This window comes from Streptomyces sp. ISL-66, from assembly GCF_018614135.1.
Classification (GTDB): Bacteria; Actinomycetota; Actinomycetes; order Streptomycetales; family Streptomycetaceae; genus Streptomyces.
On record NZ_JAGGOW010000151.1, the window covers coordinates 15,636 to 38,511 of the forward strand.

The following is a 22,876-nucleotide window of genomic DNA, read 5'->3' on the forward strand; positions in this document are numbered from 1 at the left end:
TCCTCCCCCGGGTGAAGGGGACCAATCTCAGCCGTCCCGCGCAGGACTCTTGACGGGGCGCCGGTGCGGGGTGCACGCTCCAGTCGCGTTCTGAGAGCGCTCTCAAATCTCTCCCGGACCCTCTCGGAAGAGTCGCACCGCCAAGCCCAGGAGGCCGCACCATGTCCACCCCCCGAGCCGCCGGAAGAGCCGCGCTCCGCCTCGGCGCCGTCGCCCTCGCCGGAACCCTGCTGGCCGCCTGCGGCTCCGGCTCCGGCTCCGACTCCGACGGGAAGTCCACCGAGGGCGCGGACGGCCACGTGACGCTCACCATCGACCTGTTCGGCGCGTTCGGCTACCAGGAGGCGGGGCTCTACGCCGAGTACGAGCAGCTCCACCCGAACATCAAGATCAAGCAGACCGACACCGAGGACGAGCAGGACTACTGGAAGGCGCTGCAGACCCGCCTCGCCGGCGGCGGCGGGCTGGCGGACGTGCAGGGCCTCGAAGTGGGGCGCATCGCGTCGGTCACGCAGAAGCAGGCCGACAAGTTCACGGACCTGAAGGAGTACGGGGCCGGCGCACTCCAGAGCGAGTTCGCCGCCGCGAAGTGGGCGGCCGCGACGACCAAGCACGGCAAGGTGCTGGGCCTCGGCACCGACGTCGGGCCCGAGGCCATGTGCTACCGCAGCGACCTGTTCGAGGCGGCGGGTCTGCCCACCGACCGAGCGGAACTGGCCACCAAGTGGGCGACCTGGGACGGCTATCTGGAGCTCGGCCGCCAGTACAAGGCCAAGGCGCCGGCCGGCAGTTCCTGGCTGGACAGCGTGGGCAGCCTGAATGCCGTCATGGTCGGTCAGGCGAAGGAGCGCTACTACGACGCCTCGGGCGCGCTGATCTACGAGAACAGCCCCGCGGTGAAGTCGGCCTGGGAGGCCTCGGTCAAGGCCTCGGCGGACGGGCTCAGCGCCAAACTGGACCAGTGGTCGCCGCCGTGGAACCAGGCCTTCTCCTCCGGCTCCTTCGCCACCATGCCCTGCCCCGCCTGGATGCTCGGCTACATCAAGGGACAGGCCGGCGACGCGGGCAGGGGCAAGTGGGACGTGGCGAAGCTGCCCGGCGGGGCGGGCAACTGGGGCGGCTCGTACCTGGCGGTTCCCCGGGCCGCCCAGCACAAGAAGGAGGCGGCCGAGCTGGTCAAGTGGCTCACCGCGGCCGAGCAGCAGACCAAGCTCTTCCGCAAGCAGGGCAACTTCCCCTCCGCCGTCAAGGCCATCGGGCAGGTCTCGGACGCCAAGGACCCGTACTTCTCGGACGCGCCGATCGGGCAGATCTTCGGTGAAGCCGCCGAGAAGGCTCCCGTCCAGGTGCTGGGGGTGCACGACAAGGACATCGCCGATCAGATCAACAACGCGCTGAGCGAGGTGGAACGCAAGGGCACGCCGCCGGAAACGGCCTGGTCGAACGCCAAGAAGGCCGTCAAGAACGCCCTGGGCTGAGCGGCGTGAGACCTGCCGCCCGGCGGGGCTTCGCCCCGTACGCCTTCGTCGCCCCGTTCTTCACCCTGTTCGCCGCCTTCGGGTTGTTCCCGCTCCTCTACACGGCGTACGTCTCCGTCTACCGCGTCGAGCTCCAGAACCCCGGGGAGATGGAGTGGCGGGGCCTGGACAACTACACCGCCCTGTTCACCGATCCGTTCTTCTGGACGGCTCTGCGCAACACCTTCACCATCGGCTTGCTCTCGACGGTGCCGCAGCTGCTGATCGCCCTGGGCCTGGCCCACGTCCTCAACTACAAGCTGCGGGCCCTGACCTTCTTCCGCACGGCCCTGCTGTTGCCCTACGCGACCTCGGTGGCCGCCGCCTCACTGATCTTCGCCCAGCTCTTCGGACGGGACTTCGGGCTCGTCAACGACCTGCTGGGGCTGGCCGGTCTCGGTCCGGTGGACTGGCAGAACGGTACGGCCGCCTCGCAGATCGCCGTGTCGTCCATCGTCGTGTGGCGCTGGACGGGCTACAACGCGCTCATCTATCTGGCGGGCATGCAGTCCATACCCGGCGAGCTGTACGAGGCGTCCGAGGTCGACGGGGCCTCCAAGTGGCGCCAGTTCCTCCACGTCACGCTGCCCGGCCTGCGTCCCACCATCGTCTTCACCGTGGTGGTGTCCACGATCGGCGCCACTCAGCTCTTCGGCGAACCGCTGCTCTTCGAGGGGTCGATGTCGGGGGGCATCTCGCACCAATACCAGACGCTGGGCCTGTACATGTACGAGCAGGGCTGGGGCTTCTTCCACCTGGGCCGGGCGGCGGCCATCGCCTGGGTGATGTTCCTGCTGATCGTGGCGCTCGTCGGGGTCAACACCCTGCTCGTGCGCCGCCGTTCCCGCAAGGAGGCAGGCCGATGAGCTCCACCTCCACCGCCCGGCGCGGTGGCCGGCTGACCTACGCCGTGCTGGCGCTCGCCGTGCTGGTATCGGCGTTCCCGCTGTACTGGTCCCTGGTCGCGGCGAGCCGCTCCAACGCCGACCTGGCCCGGCCGATGCCCTCGCTGTTGCCCGGTCCGCGGCTCCTGGTCAACCTCCAGGCGGTCCTGGACGAGGCCGACATCGGCAAGGCCCTCCTCAACTCCCTGATCGTGTCCGGCGCCATCACCGTGGGGACGGTGCTGTGTTCCACGCTGGCCGGCTTCGCCTTCGCCAAGCTGCGGTTCCGGGGGCGCGGCGCACTGCTCAGCGCGGTCGTCGCCTCGATGATGATCCCGCCGCAGCTGGGGGTGATCCCGCTGTTCATGCTGATCGTGGAACTGCACTGGGTGAACCAGCTCCAGGCCGTCGTCCTGCCCGGACTGGTCTCCGCCTTCGGCGTGTTCTTCATGCGGCAGTACCTGGCGCAGTCCCTGCCGGACGAGCTGATCGAGGCGGCCCGGGTCGACGGGGCCTCGTACGCCCGTGTCTTCTGGTCGATCGTGGTGCCGGTGGCCCGGCCGGCGATGGCCGTGCTCGGGCTGCTGACCTTCATGACGGCCTGGAACGACTTCTTCTGGCCGGTGGTCGCCCTGTCCTCGTCGGAGCCGACCGTGCAGGTCGCGCTGCGTCAGCTGGGCGGCGGCTACGTCCACGACCAGTCCGTGATCATGGCGGGCACCCTGCTCGGAACGCTTCCCGTGCTGCTGGTCTTCGGCCTGCTGGGCCGGCAGATCGTCGGCGGCATCATGCAGGGCGCGGTAAAGGGCTGAGCCCGCGTCCTCCCTCCTCACCTCTCCCAGGAGTCCTTCCATGACCACTGTCGACGCGTCCCCCGCCACGGGGGCGACGCTCCGCTTTCCCCCCGGGTTCCGGTGGGGCACCGCGACGGCCGCGTACCAGATCGAGGGCGCGGTCGCGCTCGACGGGCGTACGCCCTCGATCTGGGACACCTTCAGCCGTACCCCCGGCAAGGTGCTGGGCGGCGACACCGGGGACACCGCCGCCGACCACTACCACCGGATGGCCGAGGACGTGGCCCTGATGAAGCGGCTCGGCGTGAGCGACTACCGCTTCTCGGTGGCCTGGCCCAGGGTGCAGCCGACGGGTCGCGGGCCCGTCGTACAGCGCGGGCTGGACTTCTACCGGCGGCTGGTGGACGCGCTGCTGGAGGCGGGGATCCGGCCGGTGGCCACGCTCTACCACTGGGACCTGCCGCAGGAGCTGGAGGACCGCGGCGGCTGGCCGCACCGCGATACGGCCGAGCGGTTCGCCGAGTACGCGGGGCACATCGCGGGGGCGCTCGGGGACCGGGTGGCGAGCTGGACCACCTTCAACGAGCCGTGGTGCGCCGCCTTCCTCGGCTACGCCTCCGGGGTGCACGCCCCGGGCCGCACCGAGCCGGAGGCCGCGTTGCGGGCCGCGCATCACTTCAATCTGGCCCACGGGCTGGGCGTACGGGCGCTGCGCGCGGCCCTGCCCGGGCCGGCGGAGGTGTCGCTGACGCTCAACCTGCACGCGGTGCGGCCTCTGACGGATTCGGCCGCCGATGTGGACGCCGCGCGGCGGATCGACGCGGTGGGCAACCGGATCTTCCTCGATCCGGTCTTCCGCGGGCGGCTTCCGCGCGATCTCGTCCGGGACACCGCCGCGCTCACGGACTGGTCGTTCGTCCGGGACGGGGACCTCGCGGCGGCCTGCGAGCCGATCGACTGGCTGGGCCTGAACTACTACTCCCCCACGGTGGTCGCCGCCGCCGCCCCGGTCTCCCCCGGCACCGAGCCGTCGCCGTGGCCGGGTGCGGAGGGGCGCGTGCGCTTCCTGCCCGCGCCCGGTCCCCGTACGGCGATGGACTGGCCGGTGGACGCGAGCGGACTGTACGAGCTGCTGACGCGGCTGCGCGACGAGCTGCCCGGTGTGCCGCTGCTGATCACGGAGAACGGTGCGGCCTACGCGGACCATGTCGATCCGCAGGGCGGGGGCGCGGTGCACGACCCGGAGCGGATCGCGTACCTGCGGGGACACCTGGCGTCCGTGCACCGGGCGATCGAGGACGGGGCGGACGTGCGCGGTTATTTCGTGTGGTCACTGCTGGACAATTTCGAGTGGGCGTACGGCTACAGCAAGCGGTTCGGCATCGTCCACGTGGATTTCACCACGCAGCGGCGTACGCCGAAGGACAGCGCGCGCTGGTACGCGGAGGTCATCGCCCGCGGCGGGCTCGAACCGTGAGGCTCAGCCCAGCAGGTCGAGGTACCGGGCGTCGACGCGGCCGGAGCCGACGGTGAGGTCCAGGGTGCGCGGGGAGGCCGGTTCGGCCAGGCCCGGTCCGAGGTCGATGCGGCCCGAGCCGGTCTGCTGGGCGACCCGGAAGGTGGTGGCGTCGGGGACGGTGAGAGCCAGCCGGCCGCTTCCGATGTCGGCGGTCACCTTCTGCGGTGGGGCGACGAAGTCGACGGTGGCCAGGCCGGAGCCGATGACGAGCGCGATCTCGGGCGCGGTGAGTGCCGTGGCGACCACCCTGCCGGAACCCGCGCGGGCTCGGACCGCGCCGCGCAGCCCGGTGAGCTGGACCTGGCCGGAGTCGACCCGTGCGTCGACTGGTCCGCCGAGGCCGCCGATGTCGATGCGGCCGGAGGTCGCCGTGACCGTGACGGGGAGGTTTGCGGGGACGCCGATGCCGAGTTGGACGGAGCAGGAGAGTCCGCCGGTCAGCCAGGAGTCCTCGTCGGGGCAGCGGGGGGTCAGGGTGAGGGTGCCGTCTTGCCAGCTCTCCTCGATGACGGGCTTCTCGTGTGACCAGGCGACCTCGGCGCGGTAGCCGACCTGTTGGTCCCCGCGCGGGCGGACCGTGATGTTCGCGCCGCCGCCGCCCGCGATGCGCAGGGCGCTCACCGGGTGCCCCGCGCTGCCGCCGTGCAGGGTGGCGGTGCGGGTGGCACCGTAGGCCCCGGCCTGCCAGGCGGCGGGGAGGACGACGAAGACCGCGCCGAGCAGGGCGGCGAGGATCCAGGGAAGGCGGCGCTTGGGGCGTGGTGGCGGCGCGGCCCCGGCCGGGGTGGCGGTCTGGGTCGCGGTGGGAGCCGCCGCCGGGGTCACGGGGTGCCGTCCAGGAAGCGCAGGACCGCGAGGACCCGGCGGTGGTCGCCGTCGGCGACGGGCAGGTCGAGCTTGGCGAAGATGTTGTTGATGTGCTTGGCGACGGCGCTCTCGCTCACGACGAGTTCGGCGGCGATGCCGGCGTTGGAGCGGCCTTCCGCCATCAGCGCCAGTACCTCGCGTTCGCGCGGGGTGAGGCGTTCGAGGGGGTCGGGGCCGCCGCGGCGGCGCAGCAGGAGCTGGGCGACGACCTGAGGGTCGAGCGCGGTGCCGCCGCCCGCGACGCGCCGCAGGGCGTCGATGAACTCCTCGACGTCGGCGACGCGTTGTTTGAGGAGGTAGCCGATGCCCGCGCCGCTCTGGGTGGCGAGCAGGTCGGCGGCATAGCGCTCCTCCACGTACTGGGAGAGGAGCAGGACGGCGGTGTCGGGGCTCTGCTGCCGGATCATGAGGGCCGCGCGGACGCCTTCGTCGGTGAAGCCGGGCGGCATCCGGACGTCGACGAGGGCGAGCTCGGGCCGGTGCTCTTCGACGGCGGCGAGCAGGGACTCGGCGTCACCGGTTTCGGCGGCCACCTCGAATCCGGCCATTTCGAGGACTTTCACCAGTCCGATGCGCAGCAGGACGGAGTCCTCGGCGATCACAGCCCGCACGGCAGCTCCACAGTCACGGTGGTCGGGCCCCCGACGGGGCTGTCGATCATGATGGTTCCGTCGACCGACCCTACGCGCTTGCGCAGGCCGGTCAGGCCGGTGCCCGCGGCGGGGTCGGCGCCGCCCACTCCGTCGTCGGTGACGGTGAGCCGCAGCAGGTCGGCGGCGGTGCGGGCCACGTGGACCGAACAGCGTTTCGCGCGGGCGTGTTTGGCGACATTGGCGAGGGCTTCGGAGACGACGAAGTAGGCGACGGCTTCCACGGTGGGGCCGGGGCGGACGGCGAGGTCCACGGTGAGCTCGACGGGCAGGGGGGCGCGGGCGGCGATGCCGGACAGGGCGGCGTCGAGCCCCCGGTCCTCCAGGACGGCCGGGTGGAGGCCGCGGACGAGGCTGTTGAGCTCCTCGATGGCTTCCTTCGCCTCGCGGTGGGCCTCGTCGATGACGGCCTTGGCTTCGGGGGGCAGCCCGGGAAGGGTGGCGCGGGCTATGCCGAGGTTCATGGCGAGGGCGACCAGGCGCTGTTGGGCTCCGTCGTGGAGGTCGCGCTCGATCCGGCGGCGTTCGAGGTCAGCGGCGTCCAGGACGCCGGCCCGGCTCTCGGCGAGGTCCTCGACGCGGCGTTCCAGTTCGCGGGCCCGGTTGGGGCCCAGGAGCACGAGTGCGGCGCCGGCGTCGAGTCGGGCGAGGAGCGCGGCGAACCAGGGCGCGGCGAGGAGCAGGAGGCCGCCGAGCGTGGTGAGCAGGTCGTACTGGCGGCTCCAGTCCGAGCCGCCGGTCTCGGGCAGCGTCCAGGACCAGGCGTACACGGTGGCGCAGACGGCGCCGGCGGCCCAGGTGAGGACCAGCAGTGCGGCGCCGAGGGCGGCGAGCGGGCTGACGAGGAAGTGGTAGCCGTACTGCCGCCAGGTCGCCTCGGAGCGCAGCCGTTCGGTCAGGCCGCGGATGCTGTGCCAGGGGTGTTCGCGGGCCGCGGGCGGAATGTCGACGCCGAGGAGCGACCAGCAGCGGTTGCGCTGGAGGACGGTGAGCAGGGGTGACAGGGCGAGGACGAGGAGCAGCGGGACGGAGCTGTGTGCGGGGGTGCTGAGGAGGAAGAAGAAGCCCGCGGCGAGGGGCAGGGCGGGTGGGATCGCGGCCGCGGTGAAGGCGGTGTTGCGCCAGGCCCAGGCGGACCAGGGCGCATGTGCCGTGGTCCAGGTGAATGTACGCCGCAGCGCGCCGGAACTTGCCATGCACGTACGGTAATCGCCCTGGCCAGGGCGTTGCCACCACGCTGGTGCCCGGTCGGGGGTGTACCTGGCACCACCCCCGGTTCGGACCGTGGGGCTACTGATTCGGGCGGCCCGGCGGACGAGTCTTGTGGTGTGCCCGGCGGACGTTCCGCGGGGCGGAAGGAGACTCGCAGCCATGGCCCTCGTCGCCCCGCAGGTTCGTCCCCGTCCGGCCGTCCGTACCGTTCGTCGTTCGGTCGTCCGGACCGCTCCCCGTACGGCGACGGTGCTCACCGGAGCGGGGCTGGCGCTGGTGCCGTGGATGCTGGTCCTGGCCAGGACGCTGCCGCAGAGCGCCGAGGTGTCCAACTGGGCGACCGCGTGGATAGGCCTGGACGTGCTGCTGGCGGCGGGGCTGACGGGGACGGGGCTGCTGCTGCGTCGCCGGGACGCCCGGGTGGTCCCGGTGTCGGCGGCGACGGCGGCGCTGCTCGTGATGGACGCCTGGTTCGACGTCACGACCTCGGCCGGGAGCGAGCAGGCGCTGGCGCTGCTGCTGGCGGCCGGGGTGGAGCTGCCGCTGGCCGTGCTCTGCGCGACGGTGGCGGCCCGCCGTGCGTGAGCCGGGGCCGTGCGTGAGCGGCCACGGTGGCGGGCCCCGCACCAGGTGGGTGCGGGGCCCGAGGCCTGCCGGTCGCGCGCCGTGCCGCGTACGGCTATCGCGTACGGGGGCGCTCCCAGCGGTAGAACTCCTGGGCCATGGCGTCCTTGGGGCTGCGCCAGGTCTCCGGGTCGTGCGGGCTGATGTAAGCGGTCAGCCGGTCGCTGAGCTCCCGGAATTCGGGGTGGTCGGTCACCTGGGCGATGGCCGGTCCCGGGGGGCGCTCGGACTCGATGAGGTGCATGTACACGTCGCCGAACTGGAAGAGGCTCCGGCGGCTGACTCCGACGAGGTGGGGCAGTTCGCCCGCGTCCGAGGCCGCGAAGAGCTCGGCGATGTCGGGGGCGGACTGCGGCGCCATGCGGGCGACGATGAGGGCGCGATGCATCGGGAGTGCTGCCTTTCTTCTCAGACGCGGGTGACGGCGGGCGTACGGCTCTCGCGTTCGCGCTGTTCGATCTTGTCCCGGATCAGTTCCAGCTGGATCTTGGAGTTCTGGTTGATGCGCGCGGTCATGCCGGCGTCGTCGATGGGTGCCTGGGGCTTCATCGCGAAGTCCTGGGTCCACACCATCCGGGTGCCTCCGGGCACCTCGAAGTACTGCCAGTGGATGTCCATGTGCTCGAACGGGCCGGTCTCGACGCGGCGGGCGCGCACGGTGCGGGTGACGGGGTCGGGGGTGCGTTCGGAGACCCAGCTCCACACCGTGCCGTTCTCGTCGGGGTGCATGGTCAGGCGGAAGCGGGTGGTGAGCCCGTCCTCCTCCAGGATCTCCAGCGAGGCGTACTCGCTGAACAGCTCCGGCCAGGCGGGGAGATCGTTGGTCATCTCCCAGACCGTGTCCATGGGCGCCTTGACGGTGATCTCGTTCTCGGTGTGTCCTGCCATCTCAAGCTCCGGTCATCAGGCTGGCGTTGACGAGTTCGAGGAACTCCTTGGGGGTCTTGCAGCGGTCCGCGTCGGTGGGCAGGGCCCGGCCGCGCTTGTTCTCCAGCAGGCCCACGATGCCGAGCAGGCCCAGCGAGTCGAGGCCGAAGTCGTCGAACTTGGAGTCCGGGCGCCTCTGCATCTCGGCCGGGTCGACGGTGATGCCGGCGCCGGACTTCATCAGGGCGGCCAGTTCCTCGACGGTCAGTCGTTCGGACATGAGCGGGCTCCTTCTGTCTCTAGGAGGGGTTACGGATCACGAGCGCGGCGTTGGAGCCCATGAGGCCCCGGCTCAGGACGAGCGCGGTGCGCAGCTCCGCGGGGCGGGCGCTGCCGGTCACCACGTCGAGGTCGTGGCACACGTCGAAGACGTTCGGCGTGGGCGGGACGACGCCGTGCTCCAGGGCGAGGACCGCGGCGGCGGTATCGAGGGCGGGGGCGGCGCAATAGGCCCTGCCAGTGCCCGTCTTGGGTGCCGTCACCGGGACGGTGCGCCCGTGTCCGCCGAGGGCCGAGAGGATCGCGGCGGCTTCGGCCCGGTCGGCCTCGGGGGTGCCGAGCGCGTCGGCGAAGACGACGTCGACTTCCTCGGGGGCGCAGCCCGCGTCCCGCAGGGCGCCCGTGATGGCGCGGGCGAGTCCCTCGCCGGACTCGCCCGCCGTCTCGGGGTGGTGCGGGCTGGTGAAGGTCGCGGCGTGCCCGGCCAGGACGGCCCGGACGGACGCGCCGCGGCGCAGGGCCGACCGCTCGTCCTCGACGAGGAACATCGCGCCGCCTTCGGCGGGTACGTAGCCGCAGGCCTTGTCGGTGAAGGGCCGGTACGCCCGCTCGGGGTCCTCGTGCGTGCTCAGCGCTTCGTACCCGAGCTGGCAGACGATGGAGTAGGGCGCCAGGGGCGCTTCGGTGGCTCCGACGAGCATGGCGCGGCTGCCCTGGCGGATCGCCCGGGTGGCGTGCGCGAAGGCGTCGAGTCCGCCGGCCTCGTCGGCGGCGACCACCCCGCACGGGCCCTTGAGGCCCCGGCGGATGGAGATCTGCCCGGTGCTGGCGGCGTAGAACCAGGCGATGGACTGGTAGGGGCCGACGTAGCGCGGTCCTTGCTCCCACAGGTGCTGCAGCTCCCGCTGCCCGAACTCGCCGCCGCCGGAGCCGGCCGCGGTGACCACGCCGATCGAGAAGGGGTCGTCCTCGTAGTCGGCCCGGCCGAGCCGGGCGTCCTCCAGGGCCAGGTCGGCCGCGGCGAGGGCGTGGTGGGTGTAGCGGTCGGTCTGGACGAGGAAGCGCTCCTCGACCATCGAGGCCGCGTCGAAACCTCGTACCTCGCCCGCGACGCGCAGCGGCAGGTGCTCGCAGCCCTCCCGGGTGATCCGGCCGAGGACGGCGGTGCCCGATTGGGTCGCCTTCCAGAAGGCGTCGGCGCCGATGCCGTTGGGTGCGACGACCCCGATGCCCGTGATGACGGTGCGACCGCTCACGAGACCACCTCCTCTTTGGGCCGGGTCATGACGACTGCGGACTGGAAGCCGCCGAAGCCGCTGCCGACGGAGAGCACGCTGCGCAGCGTGCGTTCTCGGGCGACGCGCGGGACGTAGTCCAGGTCGCATTCGGGGTCGGGGGTCTCGTAGTTGGCCGTCGGCGGGACCACCTGGTGGGTCATCGCCAGGACGCAGGCGGCCAGTTCGATCGCCCCGATGGCGCCGAGGGAGTGCCCCACCATGGATTTGATGGAGGTCATCGGCGTCTTGTAGGCGTGGTCGCCCAGGACCCTTTTGACCGCCGCGGTCTCGTGGCGGTCGTTCTGCTTGGTCCCGGAGCCGTGCGCGTTGACGTAGTCGACCTCGTGCGCGCCTATCCGGGCCTGTGCGAGGGCGGTTTCGATGGCGCGGGCCATCTCCAGGCCGTCGGTGGTGAGCCCGGTCATGTGGTGGGCGTTGCCGAAGGTGGCGTAGCCGCCGATCTCGCAGTAGACGGTCGCGCCGCGGGCGCGGGCGTGTTCCAGCTCCTCCAGGACCAGGACGGCCCCGCCTTCGCCGAGGACGAACCCGTCGCGGTCGGCGTCGAAGGGCCGGGACGCGTGGGCGGGGTCGTCGTTGTTCGGCGAGGTGGCCTTGATGGCGTCGAAGCAGGCCACCGTGATGGGCGAGACGGGTGAGTCGGAGGCGCCGGCGATGCACACGTCCATGCGCCCTTCGGCGATGGAGTGGACGGCGTACCCGATGGCGTCGAGGCCGGAGGTGCAGCCGGTGGAGACGGTCTGGACCGGGCCTCGGGCTCCCGTCTTCTCCGCGACGGCGGAGGCCAGGGTGGCCGGGGTGAACGCCCGGTGCAGGTGGCGTCCGGCGAGCCGGTGGTCGACGTCCCACCAGGCCCCGGACTGGCTGACGGCCACGTAGTCGTGTTCCAGGCGGGTGGTGCCGCCCACGGCGGTGCCGAGGGAGACTCCGGTGCGCCAGGCTTCGTCGGTGCCGAGGTCGAGTCCGGCGTCCCGCAGTGCCTCGCCGGCCGCGACCAGGGCGAACTGGATGTACCGGTCCGCCCGGGCCGCTTCTTCGGCGCCGAGGCCGTGTTCGGCGGGATCGAAGTCGACCTCCGCGGCTATCCGGGAGCGGAAGCCGGTCGGGTCGAAGAGGGTGATGCCGCGCGTCGCCGTACGGCCGTTGGACAACAGGTCCCAGAAGGCGGAGGTTCCGATCCCGCCCGGGGCGACGACGCCGACCCCGGTGACGGCCACCCGACGGCGGGTCATGAGACCACCGCCGTGCGGTCCGGAGGACGCTCCCACGCGGAGCCTTCCGGGTGGACGGCTTCCTCCGTGTCGACGTGCCCCAGTTTCGGGTCGGGGGCGAGCGGGCCGAGGTGGAAGACCATGCGGGCCTCGGTGTCACCGACGTTGCGGAAGCGGTGGCGCACGTTGAGGGGGACGAGCAGGCCCTGGTCGGTGCGCAGCGGGTGGGCCTCGCCGTCGAGGTCCACTTCCAGCGTGCCGCTGACCACGTACACGAACTCCTCGGAGTACGGGTGGTAGTGCTCGGCGATGTGCTCGCCCGGGGCCATGACGGCCAGGCCCATGAAGCCGCTCGTGCAGCCCACCGACGTCGGGGTGAGCACGGCCCTCAGGTCGCCGCCGCGCCTGGTGTTGGGCTGGGTCTCGCTGAGGTCCACGATGTGCGGTGGGCGTTGTTTCGTCATGGCGGTGTTCCTCCTGGCGTGGGAAGCCTGGACGGGGCTGGTGGGTGGAGGTCCGGGGTGGCGCCGCTGCGGGTCAGCGCTCGGCGGGGGCCCGGCGGTCGGTGATGAGGCTCATGGTGTGGCGGACGGCGGACGCGGACCCATGGTCGTCGGGGGAGGTCATCAGGCGGGCGAGGACGGCCGCCTTGCGCGGTCCGCGGACGCCGAAGGCGGTCTCCAGCCCGGAGCCCTGCGGGCCGCGCACGTCGATGAGGCGTACGACGATGTCGTCGCGCTGGAAGATGCTGCTGCTCACCGTGGGGGCGTCGGGCCGGTGGGCGGCGGCTTCGTCCTGGCGGGCCAGGAATTTGGCGAGCGCGGGACCGCAGCCGGGCTTGGCCGGGTAGAAGAGCGCGTGCCTGCGTACGTCGGAGCGGTCCTCGGCGCCGGCTTCGCGGGCGGCGACGTGGTGGACGGCCGGCAGCGCGGCCCGCATGAAGAACATCCGGGCGGACTCGGGGTCGCCGAGGTCGCGGTCCTGTTCGAGGTACGGGTTGATGGCTTCTTCGACGGCCCGTACTTCGGGCTGTTCGGAGACGTGCCGCAGGGCCGACATCAGGTCGCCGCGCACTTCCACCGTACGCACGACGCGGTTGCCGTGCATGAACAGGGAGGTCCGGCAGAGCCGGGTGTGGCCGTCGACGTCGGCGGCGGGGGAGGCGTAGCTGGAGAGGATCTCGGCCACCTCCTTCTCGCTGCCGGGCTTGACCGTGAAGGTCAGGGCGTGGCGCACGATGCCCGCTCCGAGCCGGGGTGCTTCCTGCAGGCGTGCGCCGGAGGTCCGGCGCGCGCCCTGGTAGCCGCGGCCGGTCTCGCGCAGGACGGTGTACTTCAGCGGCCGCATGGAGCGGGCGCAGGCGCCGAGGGGGCGCACCTGCTCGGCGTGGTGCTCGCTGTTGACCCAGGCGAGGTACTGCGGGGCGCTCTCCCACTCGCTGGTGATGAGCCACTGCGAGGGGTTCTCGAAGGACTGGCAGAGCTGGTCGCTGATGTGGCCCGGTTCCGAGGCGATGTCGTGGCGCAGCTGCTCGTAGGCCTCGAAGAATCGCTGCTGGGCTCCTTCGTGGAGGTCCATCAGCAGGACGACGCGGAGCATCGAGCCGTCGAAGGCGGACTGCGACACCCGTTCTGACAGCGTGGTCGTCATCTGCTCGCTCCTTCGTAGGGGGGCCCTTCGTCGAGGGCGTGGCGTTCCGTCGCGTACGAACCCTCGTCCGGGGGCTCCGCTGTGGCTCATCGTCATCCGGTGGCGCACGTACCGCTACATCTCCGGATCAAGCGGGTGACAACCGGCGGATCTCCTGGGCCCGGCCGTCGATCGGGGGCATAAAGAGTCCACTCCCCCACACAGAAACCAGGAGCTCGCAGCTGATGGAAGACACCGCAGATGTTCGCGTACCGGTTCTCGTCGTGGGCGGCTCCCTCGTGGGTCTGTCCACTTCGCTGTTTCTGAGCCGCCACGGCATCAGGCACCTGCTCGTCGAGAAGCACGCCGGCACATCCGACCACCCGCGCGGGCGGGGCATCAACGCCCGGACCATGGAGCTGTTCCGTACGGCCGGGGCTGAGGGCGCGATCCGCCGGGCGGCCTCCGTGCTGGAGAACAACATGGGCATCCTCCAGACGGAGTCGCTGCTGGGCGGCGACCACAAGTGGCTCGTCAAGGCCATCGACCCGGCCGGGGCGCTGAGCAAGTTCAGTCCGACCGGCTGGTGCGTGTGCAGCCAGAACAACATCGAGCCGATCCTCGCGGCGCAGAGCCGCGCGCAGGGGGCCGACATCCGGTTCTCCACGGAGCTGCTGAGCTTCGACCAGGACGCGACCGGGGTGAACGCCCTGGTCAAGGACCGGGAGACGGGCGAGCACGCCACCGTGCGCGCCGACTTCCTGATCGCGGCGGACGGGCCGCGCAGCCCCGTGCGCGAGCAGCTGCGGATCCCCCAGACGGGCAGCGGCGAGCTGTTCCACAACGTCAGCGTCACGTTCCGGTCGCGGCAGCTCGTCGAGGTGCTGGGCGACCTGCGGTTCATCGTCTGCTACCTGATGAAGCCGGGTGCGGACGGGGCGCTGCTGCCGGTGGACAACGACACCCAGTGGGTCTTCCACCTTCCGTGGCACCCGGACCGGGGCGAGACCCTGGAGGACTTCACCGAGGAGCGCTGCGCCCGGCAGATCCGCGCGGCGATCGGCGTCCCGGACCTGGACCTGGAGATCGGCGGCAAGGCGCCCTGGCACGCGGCCGAGCGGGTCGCCGAGCGGTACTCGACCGGGCGGGTGTTCCTGGCCGGTGACGCGGCTCACGAGATGTCCCCGACGGGGGCGTTCGGCTCCAACACGGGCATCCAGGACGCGCACAACCTGGCCTGGAAGATCGCGGCGGTCCTCGACGGGTCGGCCGGCATCGAGCTCCTCGACACGTACGAGGCCGAGCGCCTGCCGGTGGCGCGGGCGACGAGCGAGCGCGCCTCGGCCCGCTCGGCGGAGCACAACCACCCGGGGTACGCGCCGCCGCCGACCATGAGCGGCGGACCGGGCAGCGGGGTCCTGACGACGGCGATGGCGTACGCGTACCCGCGCGGGGCGGTCGTCGGCGCCGACGAGGACCGGCCGATCATCCCCGAGGGTCTGCGGATGAAGGGCGACGTCGGCACCCGCGCGCCGCACATGTGGCTGACCCGGGCCGACGGTGAGCGGGTTTCCACCCTCGACCTGTACGAGCGCTCGTTCGTGCTGCTCAGCGGCACGGGCACGCCGTGGCAGGCGGCCGCGCGGCAGGTCGCCGAACGGCTGTCGGCGAAGCTGGACGCCTATGCGGTCGGATCCGGTCCGGACGCCGATCTGGTGCAGGAGGCGGGAGCCGACTGGACCGAGGTGCACGAGCTGACGGAGGCGGGCGCGCTGCTGGTGCGGCCGGACGGGTTCGTCGCGTGGCGCTCGCAGGGCGCGGTGGCCGATCCCGAGGCGGCGCTGTACGAGGCGCTGGCGACGGTGCTGCGCCGGGCCTGAGCGGCCGCTCCACCGGATGGTCCCCCTGCCGCCGGCCCGTAAGCGGGCCGGGGGCAGGGGCGTTTGCGGGGGCGCGTCAGCCGCAGGCCCAGCAGCCCGCCCAGCAGCCGGAGCCGTGGTGCGCGGGGCGCCTGCGGCGGGCGACGGCGGTGGTCGTGGTGTCGGGATCTTGCCCGCTGCCGGCGGCGTTGCGGCGGGCGAAGCAGGCGACCACCACGGCGATGGCGGCGAGTTCCTCGGGGGCGGCCACGCCCTTCTCCACACGGAGCAGGCTGGCTATCGGGGCTATCGGTGCGTCCTTCAGCATCGGCTCGGCCTCTCGCACAGACGTATCGCAGGACCCCCCTCGCGGAATCACCAGGGACTCCGGACGTAGCCGACGCTAGCGGCGGGCAACGCGCCCGGCATGCCGGGCCGGGCGCGATCGCCCAGGTCAGGGGCGCGCGACCCGCCCGGTGACGGGGCCGTGGCGGTCGGCCGGTGCTGGGCCGTCCGGGTGACGGCGCGTCGGAAATGCCGGTGTCGAGGCCGAGGAGGACGTCCTGGACGCGCCGGCCCCGCTGAGCAAGCGGCAGCGGCAGGCGGCCGCGCGGGAGAACTCCTGAGGGGGAGCCGCGCGCGGCGGCCTGCCGCGTGTGGGGCGCCGGGGCGGATCAGCGGGCCGGGCACTTCTTCCAGGAGAAGTGGTAGACGCTGTTGATGCTGCCGTCCGTCGAGTCGAGGGCCATGTAGCTGGTCTTCGACGCGTCCGAGGTGCCGGTCTCGGCGCGCAGCTCCGTGTTGATGTTGAAGTTGCGCAGTTCGCCGCAGGGGGCGAACACGAGGGCTTCGATGCCCGTGGTGTCGGACGCCTGCCAGTTGTCGTTGAGGGCGCCCCGGTACTTGTGGGTGCGGTACTCGGTCTGCTTCATGCCCTGGAAGTAGTAGCTGGCCTTCTGGGTTCCGATCGCGCCCGCCTGGAGGCTGCCGAAGCCCCGGTAGTCGACCTGCGCGACGGCGTACGTGTACCCCTGCGGTACGTGGACGTGCAGGGAGAGCAGGCAGTTCTTGCGGCCGTCGGTCGGAGAGCTGTTGCCTCCCGCCATGGCCAGGTACTCGCTGTAGGTGACGGTGAAGGCCGAGTTGTCCTCGGCCACGGCGACGGTGGCGCTGCCCGGCCGGCAACCGGAGCCGTTGATCGTGGCGACGTCGACGGTCACCCTGTCCGAGGGTGCGACGACGGAGCCCGGGCCGCCCGCGGCCCCGGCCACGGGAGCGGGTAGGAGCGCGAGGAGGCTGCCGGCTACGGCGGCGGCGCCGAGCGCGGTGCGCAGTGTTGTGATCATCCCGCCATGGAAGCTGGCCGCGGGCGGCGGACCCGTGAATGGATGCGCGGCCTCACTCCGATGGCCGGGCCCGTTCACCGGAGAAACGTTCGGGCAGTGCGTGCGGGGCGGCCGAACGGCCCAAGGTCGGGGCGTCGGCCGCGTCACGGGATGGCTTTCATACCGGTATTTCCTACGATGAGCCTCTCGCTGAACCGTCCGCGCCGAGGAGTCCCATGCGCCGCCTGCAACGGCCCGCCCTGCTGTCCGCCGCCGCGGTCGTCTCCGCCCTGCTCCTCGCGACCACAACCGCCGCCACACCCGCCGTCGCGCACGACACGTCGCACGACGCCGCGCACGACGCGTCGCACGCCGCCGGCGGCCGGAGCGATCCGGGCGAGGCCGCCGTCGTCGGCGCGGACCACGCACGGGCCCACGCCGAGCTGCGCCGCGCGGCCAAGGGCACGGCGGGGTATCCCCAGTCCCGGCGCACGGACAGCCTGGAGGCGCTGCGCCTCTCGCAGCGCGAGGCGAACGCCGCTTTCGACCCGGCGGTCTCGGGCCGGTTCACCGACTACTTCCCCTCCCCCGACTTCGGCGTGCACGTGGCCCAGCTGCCCACCGGGAAGGTGCTGCTCTTCTCCTTCTCCCGGGTGGAGACCGACCCCACCAAGGAGACCGGCCCCACCGACCGGATCGGGCCGACGAACGCGGGCCGTGCCTACCTGTGGGACCCGGCGAAGGGGACGGGGGCCCGGGCGTTCAAGAAGGTCACGCCGCCCGTCGTGCTGATGCCCGACGGCACGCACGCGCCGCGCCCCGCGCCGTTCTTCTGCGCGGGCCACTCGTTCCTCCCCAACGGGATGCTGGGCGTCTTCGGCGGCAACACCGGCGGCAAGGGCGGCAGCGGCGCGAAGCTCTCCTTCGTCTTCGATCCGTGGACCGAGGGCTGGTACCGCAACCGCGACATGGCCGTGGGCCGCTGGTACCCGTCGGTGGTGACCGGCGCCGACGGCCGCCAGATCATCATGTCGGGCCAGTCCGAACGCGGTACGGGGACCCCGACCGCGGTCGTGGAGCGGTTCCCCGCGCTCGGACATCCGGTCCCCTGGCGGCCGTTCGACATCCCGCTGGGCATCGCCTCGCAGCGGCTGCGCTCCGACGCGCCGTTCCGCAACGACTACCCGCACCTCTTCTCGCTGCGCGACGGCATGATCTACGGGCTCGGGCGCGACGCCGACCAGCAGTGGCTCTTCGACCCGCGCGCGCAGACCCGTACGGATCTGCCCCGGCGGCCCGCGGACTTCCGGGGCTACGGCTCCGCCGTGCCCCTGCCGGCCGGCTCGCGGGGCCCGGACTCGGTGCTGGTGCTCGGTGGTGACCCGCGCGACCCGCATACGTACCGGCTGTCGGGCGGGGCCTGGACCACGGAGGAACCGCGCGCCTTCGGCCGGACCCAGGACGACACGCTGATCCTTCCGGACGGGAAACTCCTGACCGTCAACGGGGCGCTGGACACGCGGGATTACGGTTTCGGGCCGTTCAATCCGAAGGCCGATCTGAAGTACCGGCAGACCGAACTGCGCGGCGCGGACGGCCGGTGGCGGCTGGGTCCGGCCCAGCGGCTGCCCCGGGGGTACCACTCCAACGCGCTGGTGCTGCCGGACGGCCGGGTGATGGTCACCGGGGACGAGTTGCAGCAGATCGCCAACGACCCCGACATCAAGGACGGCATGGACGGCTCGATCGAGATCTACGAGCCGCCCTACCTCCACGCGGGCGCCCGGCCGGCGCTCGACCGGGTCCCGGGGGGCGAACTCGCCCACGACGCGGAGTTCTCCGTCGAGAGCGCGGACGCCGCCGGGGTGCGGCGCGCCGTGCTGCTGGCGCCGACCACCGTCACGCACGCGGTGAACACCAGCCAGCGCCATCTGGAGCTGCGGATGACGGGCGTACGCGGCCGCACGATCGGGCTGCGGGCGCCGGCCACCGCGGCCGACGCCCCGCCCGGTTACTACATGCTGTTCCTCCTCGACGGGAAGGGCGTGCCCAGCACGGCGAGGTGGATCAAACTCGGCAGGCGGTGAACCGTTCCGGTCACCGCTCTACCTGCCGTTGATCACGAACTGCGATCCCGGTTCGACCACGACGTCGCCGTCGGCCGAGCCGGTGATGGTGAGGTTCGACAGGGTCGCGCTGCCGCGCGCCCCGCCGTGGGCCCGGATGCCGGCCCCGTTGTTGGACTTGTCGATGCGCACGTTGGTGACCTTCGCGTCGGGCACGGCCCCGCCGCCGGTCTTGAACTGGATGCCGTCGTAGGTCGAGTCGTAGATGTCGGTGTCGCGGATGGTGACGCCAGGGATCGGCTGGTTGGCCGCGAAGAGCGTGATCGCGCCGAACTCCTGGGCCTCGCCCCAGAAGGCGCCGCCGGTGCGGAACAGTCCGTTGCCCGAGATCAGGGTCTGCCCGGAGAAGGGCAGCGGGTCGTGGTCGGTCGCGAGCATGATGCCGGGGTAGTTCATGGTGTCGTAGATCAGGTTGTTCTCGATGGTGTTGCCGTAACCGCCGTAGACGGCGATGCCGTTGGCCCGCCAGGGCAGCTGGATGGTGTTGTTGCGGAAGTGGTTGTCGTGGCCGAGGTCCACCGACTGGTCCTTCACGTACTTGCTCGACCACACCGCGAGGGAGTCGTCGCCGGTGGTCCGGAAGGAGGAGTTGAAGACCGTCGAATTGCGGGTGCCGTTGGCGAAGTTGATGCCGTCGGCGTAGATGTCGCGGATCCGCGTGCCGCTGAACTCGACACCGTCGCCGGGGCCCCACAGGGCGGGGATGTTGTCGTAGTCACGGCCCACCCAGACACCGACGTTCGCGTGCTCGATCCACACGTTGGTGATCTTCGTGTTCTTGCCGAAGCGGCCGTTCAGGCCCACGCCCCCCTCGGCGTTGCCGTCGCCGCCCCGGATCGTGCCCGAGCCGAAGATGGCGATGTCGGAGATCTGCGTGTTGTCGTCGATGTCGAAGCCGAAGTTGCCCTCGTGCGGGTGGTTGATGCCGCCCGCGTTCTGCGGCGCGGTCAGCGTGTAGAGCTGCGAGTACCACATGCCCGCGCCGCGGATGGAGACGTTGCTGATGCCCACCTGGTTGAACTGGCCCCGGTCGAGCGGGTCGTCAGTGAGGATCTTCTGTTCTTGGCGCCACTGGCCCCGCGGGATCCAGACGCAGGCGATCTGCCCGTTCTGGTCGGCGGTCACCGCCTTCTGGAGGGCGGCCGTGTCGTCGATGCCGTCGTTGGGGACCGCGCCGTAGTCGGTGATCGAGGTGCACTCGGCGGGCTTGGCCGCCGCGGGCGCCACCTGCTCCAGGTCCACGAGGTCGATGACGTAGTACGAGGCCGTGTCGCCCGCGTCGCGCTGGAGGCGGAAGGTGCTGCCGGCCGGGTAGCTCTGCGCGAGAAGAGCGTGGGATTCGTCGAAGAGGCGACGGGCGTCGCCGCCGGGGGTGTTGGTCAGGCCCTCGGGGCTGTCGGTGCTGCCGTAGAGCCAGCTGTACTTGGAGGACAGGCTGAGCTTCTGGGCGAAGCTTCCGTTGATGTAGAGGCTGATGGTGGCATCGGCGCCGCCGCCGTTCGCGGCGTCGGGGATCGAGTTGCGCACGACGATCGAGTTGGCCTGGCCGGTCGAGGTGAACTGCACGTACTGGCCGGTCGAGGTGAGGCGGACCGATTCGCGGCCCGAGGACTCGGTGGCGAAGTTGGTGTGGCCGAAGGTGCGCTTGGCGTCGCTCCGCAGCAAGGTGCCCGTGTAGGTCCCGGCCTCCGCCTCGTACTCGGTGTACGGGAGCGCCGCCCCACGGCCGACGACCACGGCCCGGGAGTAGCTGTTGTTGTTCTCGTTGGTCTCGGCGACGAGGCCGGTCCCGTCGGCGGTGGCGGTGAGGGTGGCCCCGCCGCTGACCGCCGTCCAGGTGCCGTTGATCGGTACGTCGACGGTCGCGCCGGCCGCGATCGCGGGGGTGGGGCCGTTCAGCGTGGTGGCGCCCGCGACCAGCCGGGTGACGGTGCCCGCGCCGACGGCGGTGGTGCCGCGGTTGTGGACGGCGACCGTGAAGGAAACCGGGGCGCCCACGGCGGGGTTGGCCGGATTCGTGGTGATGGACAGGGCTTCGAGGTCGGGACCGGGGGCCTGGCCGACGACGAGCTTCGCCGCGGCGGTGCGGCTGTTGTTGGTGTTGTCCTGTTCGACGACGGTGTCGGCCGGGTCGACGACGGCCGAGACCGTGTAGCTGCCCATCGGGCGCTTGCCGACCGAGACCGGGACGGTGGCCGAGGCGCCGGCGGCGAGGGCGCCGACGGGGGCGCTGCCCGCGACCGCGCCCTCGATGCTGACGTTGACGGAGGTGGCCGGCGAGACGACCGTACCGGCGTTGCGGACGGTGACGCCCACGGTGACGGCGTCGCTCTCGGACGGGGCCGCCGGGGACCAGGACAGGTCCGTGACGGTCAGGTCCGGGTTCGGGGCGGCGGCTCCGATGACCTGGAACTCGGCGGCCTGGCCGCCGCCGGCCCCGGTGTTCCCGGAGAACTTCAGCTGGACGTCGGTGAGTCGGCCGGTGACCGGGACGGTCACGGTGTTCTGGTTGCCGGACGGGCTGAACGCGTAGTCGGCGCGGGCCTTGAGCGTGCTGAAGCCGCTCGCCGACTGCTCACGGCCGAGGATCTCGAAGCTCTGGGTGCGGTGGGACCAGGCGGGGTCGGGGTTGAGCTTGAGGACCACCCCGGTGACATCGGCGTTGGAGCCGAGCTTCACGGTCAGCGTGGACTGCTGGCCGGCCGCCTCCCAGTAGCTGGTGACGCTGTCGTCGTTGGCGTTGGACGCGACGAACGACTGGGTGGTGGAGGAGGCTTCGATCGGCTTGGACTTGGCCAGGTTCACCCCGGCCGGAGGGGTGCCCGGGTCACCGGGGTCCCCCGGGTCCCCGCCGCCGTCGGCCGCGTAGACCTCGAACTCCGATATCTGCGCGGCCGGCCAGCCGGTGTTGCCGCTGATGCCCAGCCGGACCTGGCGCACGGTCGCGGCGGGGAAGGCGATGGTCACGGTGTTGGACCGGGCCGGGTTGAACACCCGTCCCGTGGAGGCCGACAGCGTGCTGAAGGTGCTCCCGTCCGTGCTGCCCTGGACGGTCAGCGTCTCGGTGCGCATCTCCCACGAGGCGGGCAGCTTCAGCACGACCTGGTCCACGGAGACGCTGCTGCCGAGGTCGACCTGTATCCACTGCGGGAAGGCGCCCGAGGGGCTCTCCCAGTACGAGCCCTGGTTGCCGTCGGTGGCTGCCCCGGCCCCGTATCCGCCCAGGGATCCGCTCGCGGTGACCGTCTTGCCGAGGGCGAGGTTGGGGCCGCCCGCGGCGGCGGCGAGGGTGGCGGGCAGAAGGCCGAGGGCCATCAGCCCGGCGACCACGAGACCGGCCAGCACGCGCCGGCCGCCTTGCTTCCATCTCATGCTGTCCTCTGTTCCATGAGGGGACCGGCCCGACGCAGCCGCGTCTGCCGCAAACTTGCGCAGTCTTCTCTAGTTTTTGAGTGATCCAGTCGCTGTTATGCGGCCATGGCGCCACAGGTTTCTATCAGCTGACGAGTTTGTCAACGCCTCGCGCACACACGGGTCTTGAACGATCTCCGGTCAGACCGCGGGAGTCCCCGGCACGGGGGCGAGGCGGACCACCGCCGCGTGCCCGGAGCTCCGAAGCAGCAGTTCCCGTTCTCCCGTCACCAAGAGGGCGTCGTACGGTCCCAGTTCGGCGGAGGCTTCCACCTCGGCCGCGCCCTCCAGGGCAACGATCAGGAGGGTCTGGCCCGGCCGGACGGCGAGCGCGAGGTCGCCCCGTACGACGGCGGTGTCGGCCGCCACTCCCCTGCGGTGCATCACGTTGAAGTTCACGACCGGACCGGCCAGCAGGCGGCAATCGGTCGGCTCGTCCCCGGGGAACCGCTGGGGCGCGTACCGCCGGTCCACGAGGCGCCGTACCCCGCCGATCACAAGGTCCATGCCGGCGCCTTCGGCCAGGGTGAGCGTGCGGTCGACGCCCGGGAAGGCGGAGAAGGGGCCGTCGGCGGTGACCTCGGCGAGACTGACCCGCCACCCGAAGTCCTCCATCCCGGCACCCTCGGGCCCGGCGGCGATCTCCCGGGTCACTCCGCCGCCGTTCTTCCACCGGGCCGCCGGGCGGTCGGCCGCCCGCAAGATCCGGATCGCTGCTTCGCTGGTCATGACACCTTTCCGGGCCCGGAGAGATGTCTTCCGGGCCCGGTCGAGCCTAACCAGCGGCCCCGGCGTCCGAGAGGTCGC

21 protein-coding genes are annotated in these 22,876 nt (G+C 71.8%); 7 read left to right on the forward strand and 14 right to left on the reverse strand.

Going from position 1 to position 22,876, the window contains the following annotated elements:
- Window positions 1–161 precede the first annotated feature (161 nt).
- The 4 genes from J7E97_RS27325 to J7E97_RS27340 are packed head-to-tail and all read left to right on the forward strand — an operon-like array spanning window position 162 to window position 4,672.
- Window positions 162–1,478, forward strand: coding sequence for an extracellular solute-binding protein (locus J7E97_RS27325; protein ID WP_215032517.1), 1,317 nt, complete (start codon window positions 162–164; stop codon window positions 1,476–1,478).
- The gene (locus J7E97_RS27330; protein WP_215032578.1) at window positions 1,436–2,383 is read left to right on the forward strand and encodes a carbohydrate ABC transporter permease; all 948 of its coding nucleotides are present in this window, start codon (window positions 1,436–1,438) and stop codon (window positions 2,381–2,383) included. The genes J7E97_RS27325 and J7E97_RS27330 overlap by 43 nt, the downstream gene beginning before the upstream one ends.
- Window positions 2,380–3,213 carry a carbohydrate ABC transporter permease gene (locus tag J7E97_RS27335; protein ID WP_215032519.1) on the forward strand — a complete coding sequence of 278 codons (834 nt, stop codon included), beginning with the start codon at window positions 2,380–2,382 and terminating at the stop codon, window positions 3,211–3,213. The genes J7E97_RS27330 and J7E97_RS27335 overlap by 4 nt, the downstream gene beginning before the upstream one ends.
- Window positions 3,214–3,253: 40 nt before the next feature.
- On the forward strand, window positions 3,254–4,672 hold the full coding sequence (locus tag J7E97_RS27340; protein ID WP_215032521.1) for a GH1 family beta-glucosidase: 1,419 nt from the start codon (window positions 3,254–3,256) through the stop codon (window positions 4,670–4,672).
- Window positions 4,673–4,675: 3 nt separating this feature from the next.
- Here the strand turns inward: J7E97_RS27340 and J7E97_RS27345 are convergent, their stop codons facing one another.
- Genes J7E97_RS27345 through J7E97_RS27355 form a run of 3 tightly spaced genes read right to left on the reverse strand, consistent with a single transcriptional unit; the run spans window position 4,676 to window position 7,427 of the window.
- On the reverse strand, window positions 4,676–5,539 hold the full coding sequence (locus tag J7E97_RS27345) for a DUF4097 family beta strand repeat-containing protein (RefSeq protein ID WP_215032524.1): 864 nt from the start codon (window positions 5,537–5,539) through the stop codon (window positions 4,676–4,678).
- The gene (locus J7E97_RS27350; RefSeq protein WP_308346819.1) at window positions 5,536–6,192 is read right to left on the reverse strand and encodes a response regulator transcription factor; all 657 of its coding nucleotides are present in this window, start codon (window positions 6,190–6,192) and stop codon (window positions 5,536–5,538) included. The genes J7E97_RS27345 and J7E97_RS27350 overlap by 4 nt, the downstream gene beginning before the upstream one ends.
- Complete coding sequence (locus J7E97_RS27355) at window positions 6,180–7,427, reverse strand: sensor histidine kinase (RefSeq protein WP_251055233.1); 1,248 nt, start codon at window positions 7,425–7,427, stop codon at window positions 6,180–6,182. The genes J7E97_RS27350 and J7E97_RS27355 overlap by 13 nt, the downstream gene beginning before the upstream one ends.
- Window positions 7,428–7,602: 175 nt before the next feature.
- Between J7E97_RS27355 and J7E97_RS27360 the strand changes: the two genes are divergently transcribed.
- On the forward strand, window positions 7,603–8,028 hold the full coding sequence (locus J7E97_RS27360; protein WP_251055234.1) for a hypothetical protein: 426 nt from the start codon (window positions 7,603–7,605) through the stop codon (window positions 8,026–8,028).
- A gap of 94 nt (window positions 8,029–8,122) precedes the next feature.
- Here the strand turns inward: J7E97_RS27360 and J7E97_RS27365 are convergent, their stop codons facing one another.
- From J7E97_RS27365 to J7E97_RS27395, 7 genes are all read right to left on the reverse strand, one after another.
- Window positions 8,123–8,455, reverse strand: a complete 333-nt coding sequence (locus J7E97_RS27365) for a TcmI family type II polyketide cyclase (RefSeq protein WP_215032529.1) — start codon at window positions 8,453–8,455, stop codon at window positions 8,123–8,125.
- Window positions 8,456–8,475: 20 nt separating this feature from the next.
- Window positions 8,476–8,955, reverse strand: a complete 480-nt coding sequence (locus J7E97_RS27370; protein WP_215032532.1) for an SRPBCC family protein — start codon at window positions 8,953–8,955, stop codon at window positions 8,476–8,478.
- Between the two features lies 1 nt (window position 8,956).
- Entirely contained in the window at window positions 8,957–9,214 is a 258-nt protein-coding gene (locus J7E97_RS27375) for a phosphopantetheine-binding protein (RefSeq protein WP_215032535.1), read from the reverse strand.
- Between the two features lie 19 nt (window positions 9,215–9,233).
- A complete protein-coding gene (locus tag J7E97_RS27380; RefSeq protein WP_215032538.1) occupies window positions 9,234–10,469 on the reverse strand; it encodes a beta-ketoacyl synthase N-terminal-like domain-containing protein in 1,236 nt (411 codons plus the stop codon).
- Window positions 10,466–11,740, reverse strand: coding sequence for a beta-ketoacyl synthase (locus J7E97_RS27385; protein WP_215032541.1), 1,275 nt, complete (start codon window positions 11,738–11,740; stop codon window positions 10,466–10,468). Before J7E97_RS27385 ends, J7E97_RS27380 begins: the two co-directional genes overlap by 4 nt.
- Window positions 11,737–12,183 carry a cupin domain-containing protein gene (locus tag J7E97_RS27390; RefSeq protein ID WP_215032544.1) on the reverse strand — a complete coding sequence of 149 codons (447 nt, stop codon included), beginning with the start codon at window positions 12,181–12,183 and terminating at the stop codon, window positions 11,737–11,739. Before J7E97_RS27390 ends, J7E97_RS27385 begins: the two co-directional genes overlap by 4 nt.
- Window positions 12,184–12,256: 73 nt before the next feature.
- The gene (locus J7E97_RS27395) at window positions 12,257–13,369 is read right to left on the reverse strand and encodes a SchA/CurD-like domain-containing protein (RefSeq protein ID WP_215032547.1); all 1,113 of its coding nucleotides are present in this window, start codon (window positions 13,367–13,369) and stop codon (window positions 12,257–12,259) included.
- 224 nt (window positions 13,370–13,593) lie between these two features.
- Here J7E97_RS27395 and J7E97_RS27400 point away from each other — a divergent pair, with 224 nt between their 5' ends.
- Window positions 13,594–15,228, forward strand: a complete 1,635-nt coding sequence (locus tag J7E97_RS27400) for an FAD-dependent monooxygenase (protein ID WP_215032549.1) — start codon at window positions 13,594–13,596, stop codon at window positions 15,226–15,228.
- Window positions 15,229–15,304: 76 nt separating this feature from the next.
- Here the strand turns inward: J7E97_RS27400 and J7E97_RS27405 are convergent, their stop codons facing one another.
- Both J7E97_RS27405 and J7E97_RS27410 read right to left on the reverse strand, forming a co-directional pair.
- The gene (locus tag J7E97_RS27405) at window positions 15,305–15,553 is read right to left on the reverse strand and encodes an acyl-CoA carboxylase subunit epsilon (protein WP_374224249.1); all 249 of its coding nucleotides are present in this window, start codon (window positions 15,551–15,553) and stop codon (window positions 15,305–15,307) included.
- Window positions 15,554–15,881: 328 nt separating this feature from the next.
- Window positions 15,882–16,553: a DUF4360 domain-containing protein gene (locus J7E97_RS27410; protein ID WP_215032551.1), complete on the reverse strand. Its 672-nt coding sequence runs from the start codon at window positions 16,551–16,553 to the stop codon at window positions 15,882–15,884.
- A 215-nt stretch (window positions 16,554–16,768) separates the two neighbouring features.
- On the opposite strand from J7E97_RS27410, the gene J7E97_RS27415 reads away from it, so the two are divergent.
- Window positions 16,769–18,619, forward strand: a complete 1,851-nt coding sequence (locus J7E97_RS27415; RefSeq protein ID WP_215032553.1) for a glyoxal oxidase — start codon at window positions 16,769–16,771, stop codon at window positions 18,617–18,619.
- A gap of 18 nt (window positions 18,620–18,637) precedes the next feature.
- Here the strand turns inward: J7E97_RS27415 and J7E97_RS27420 are convergent, their stop codons facing one another.
- Window positions 18,638–22,030 (reverse strand): CARDB domain-containing protein, encoded by a 3,393-nt coding sequence (locus tag J7E97_RS27420; RefSeq protein WP_215032555.1) that lies wholly within the window; start codon window positions 22,028–22,030, stop codon window positions 18,638–18,640.
- Window positions 22,031–22,210: 180 nt separating this feature from the next.
- A complete protein-coding gene (locus J7E97_RS27425) occupies window positions 22,211–22,798 on the reverse strand; it encodes a HutD family protein (RefSeq protein WP_215032558.1) in 588 nt (195 codons plus the stop codon).
- Window positions 22,799–22,876 lie beyond the last annotated feature (78 nt).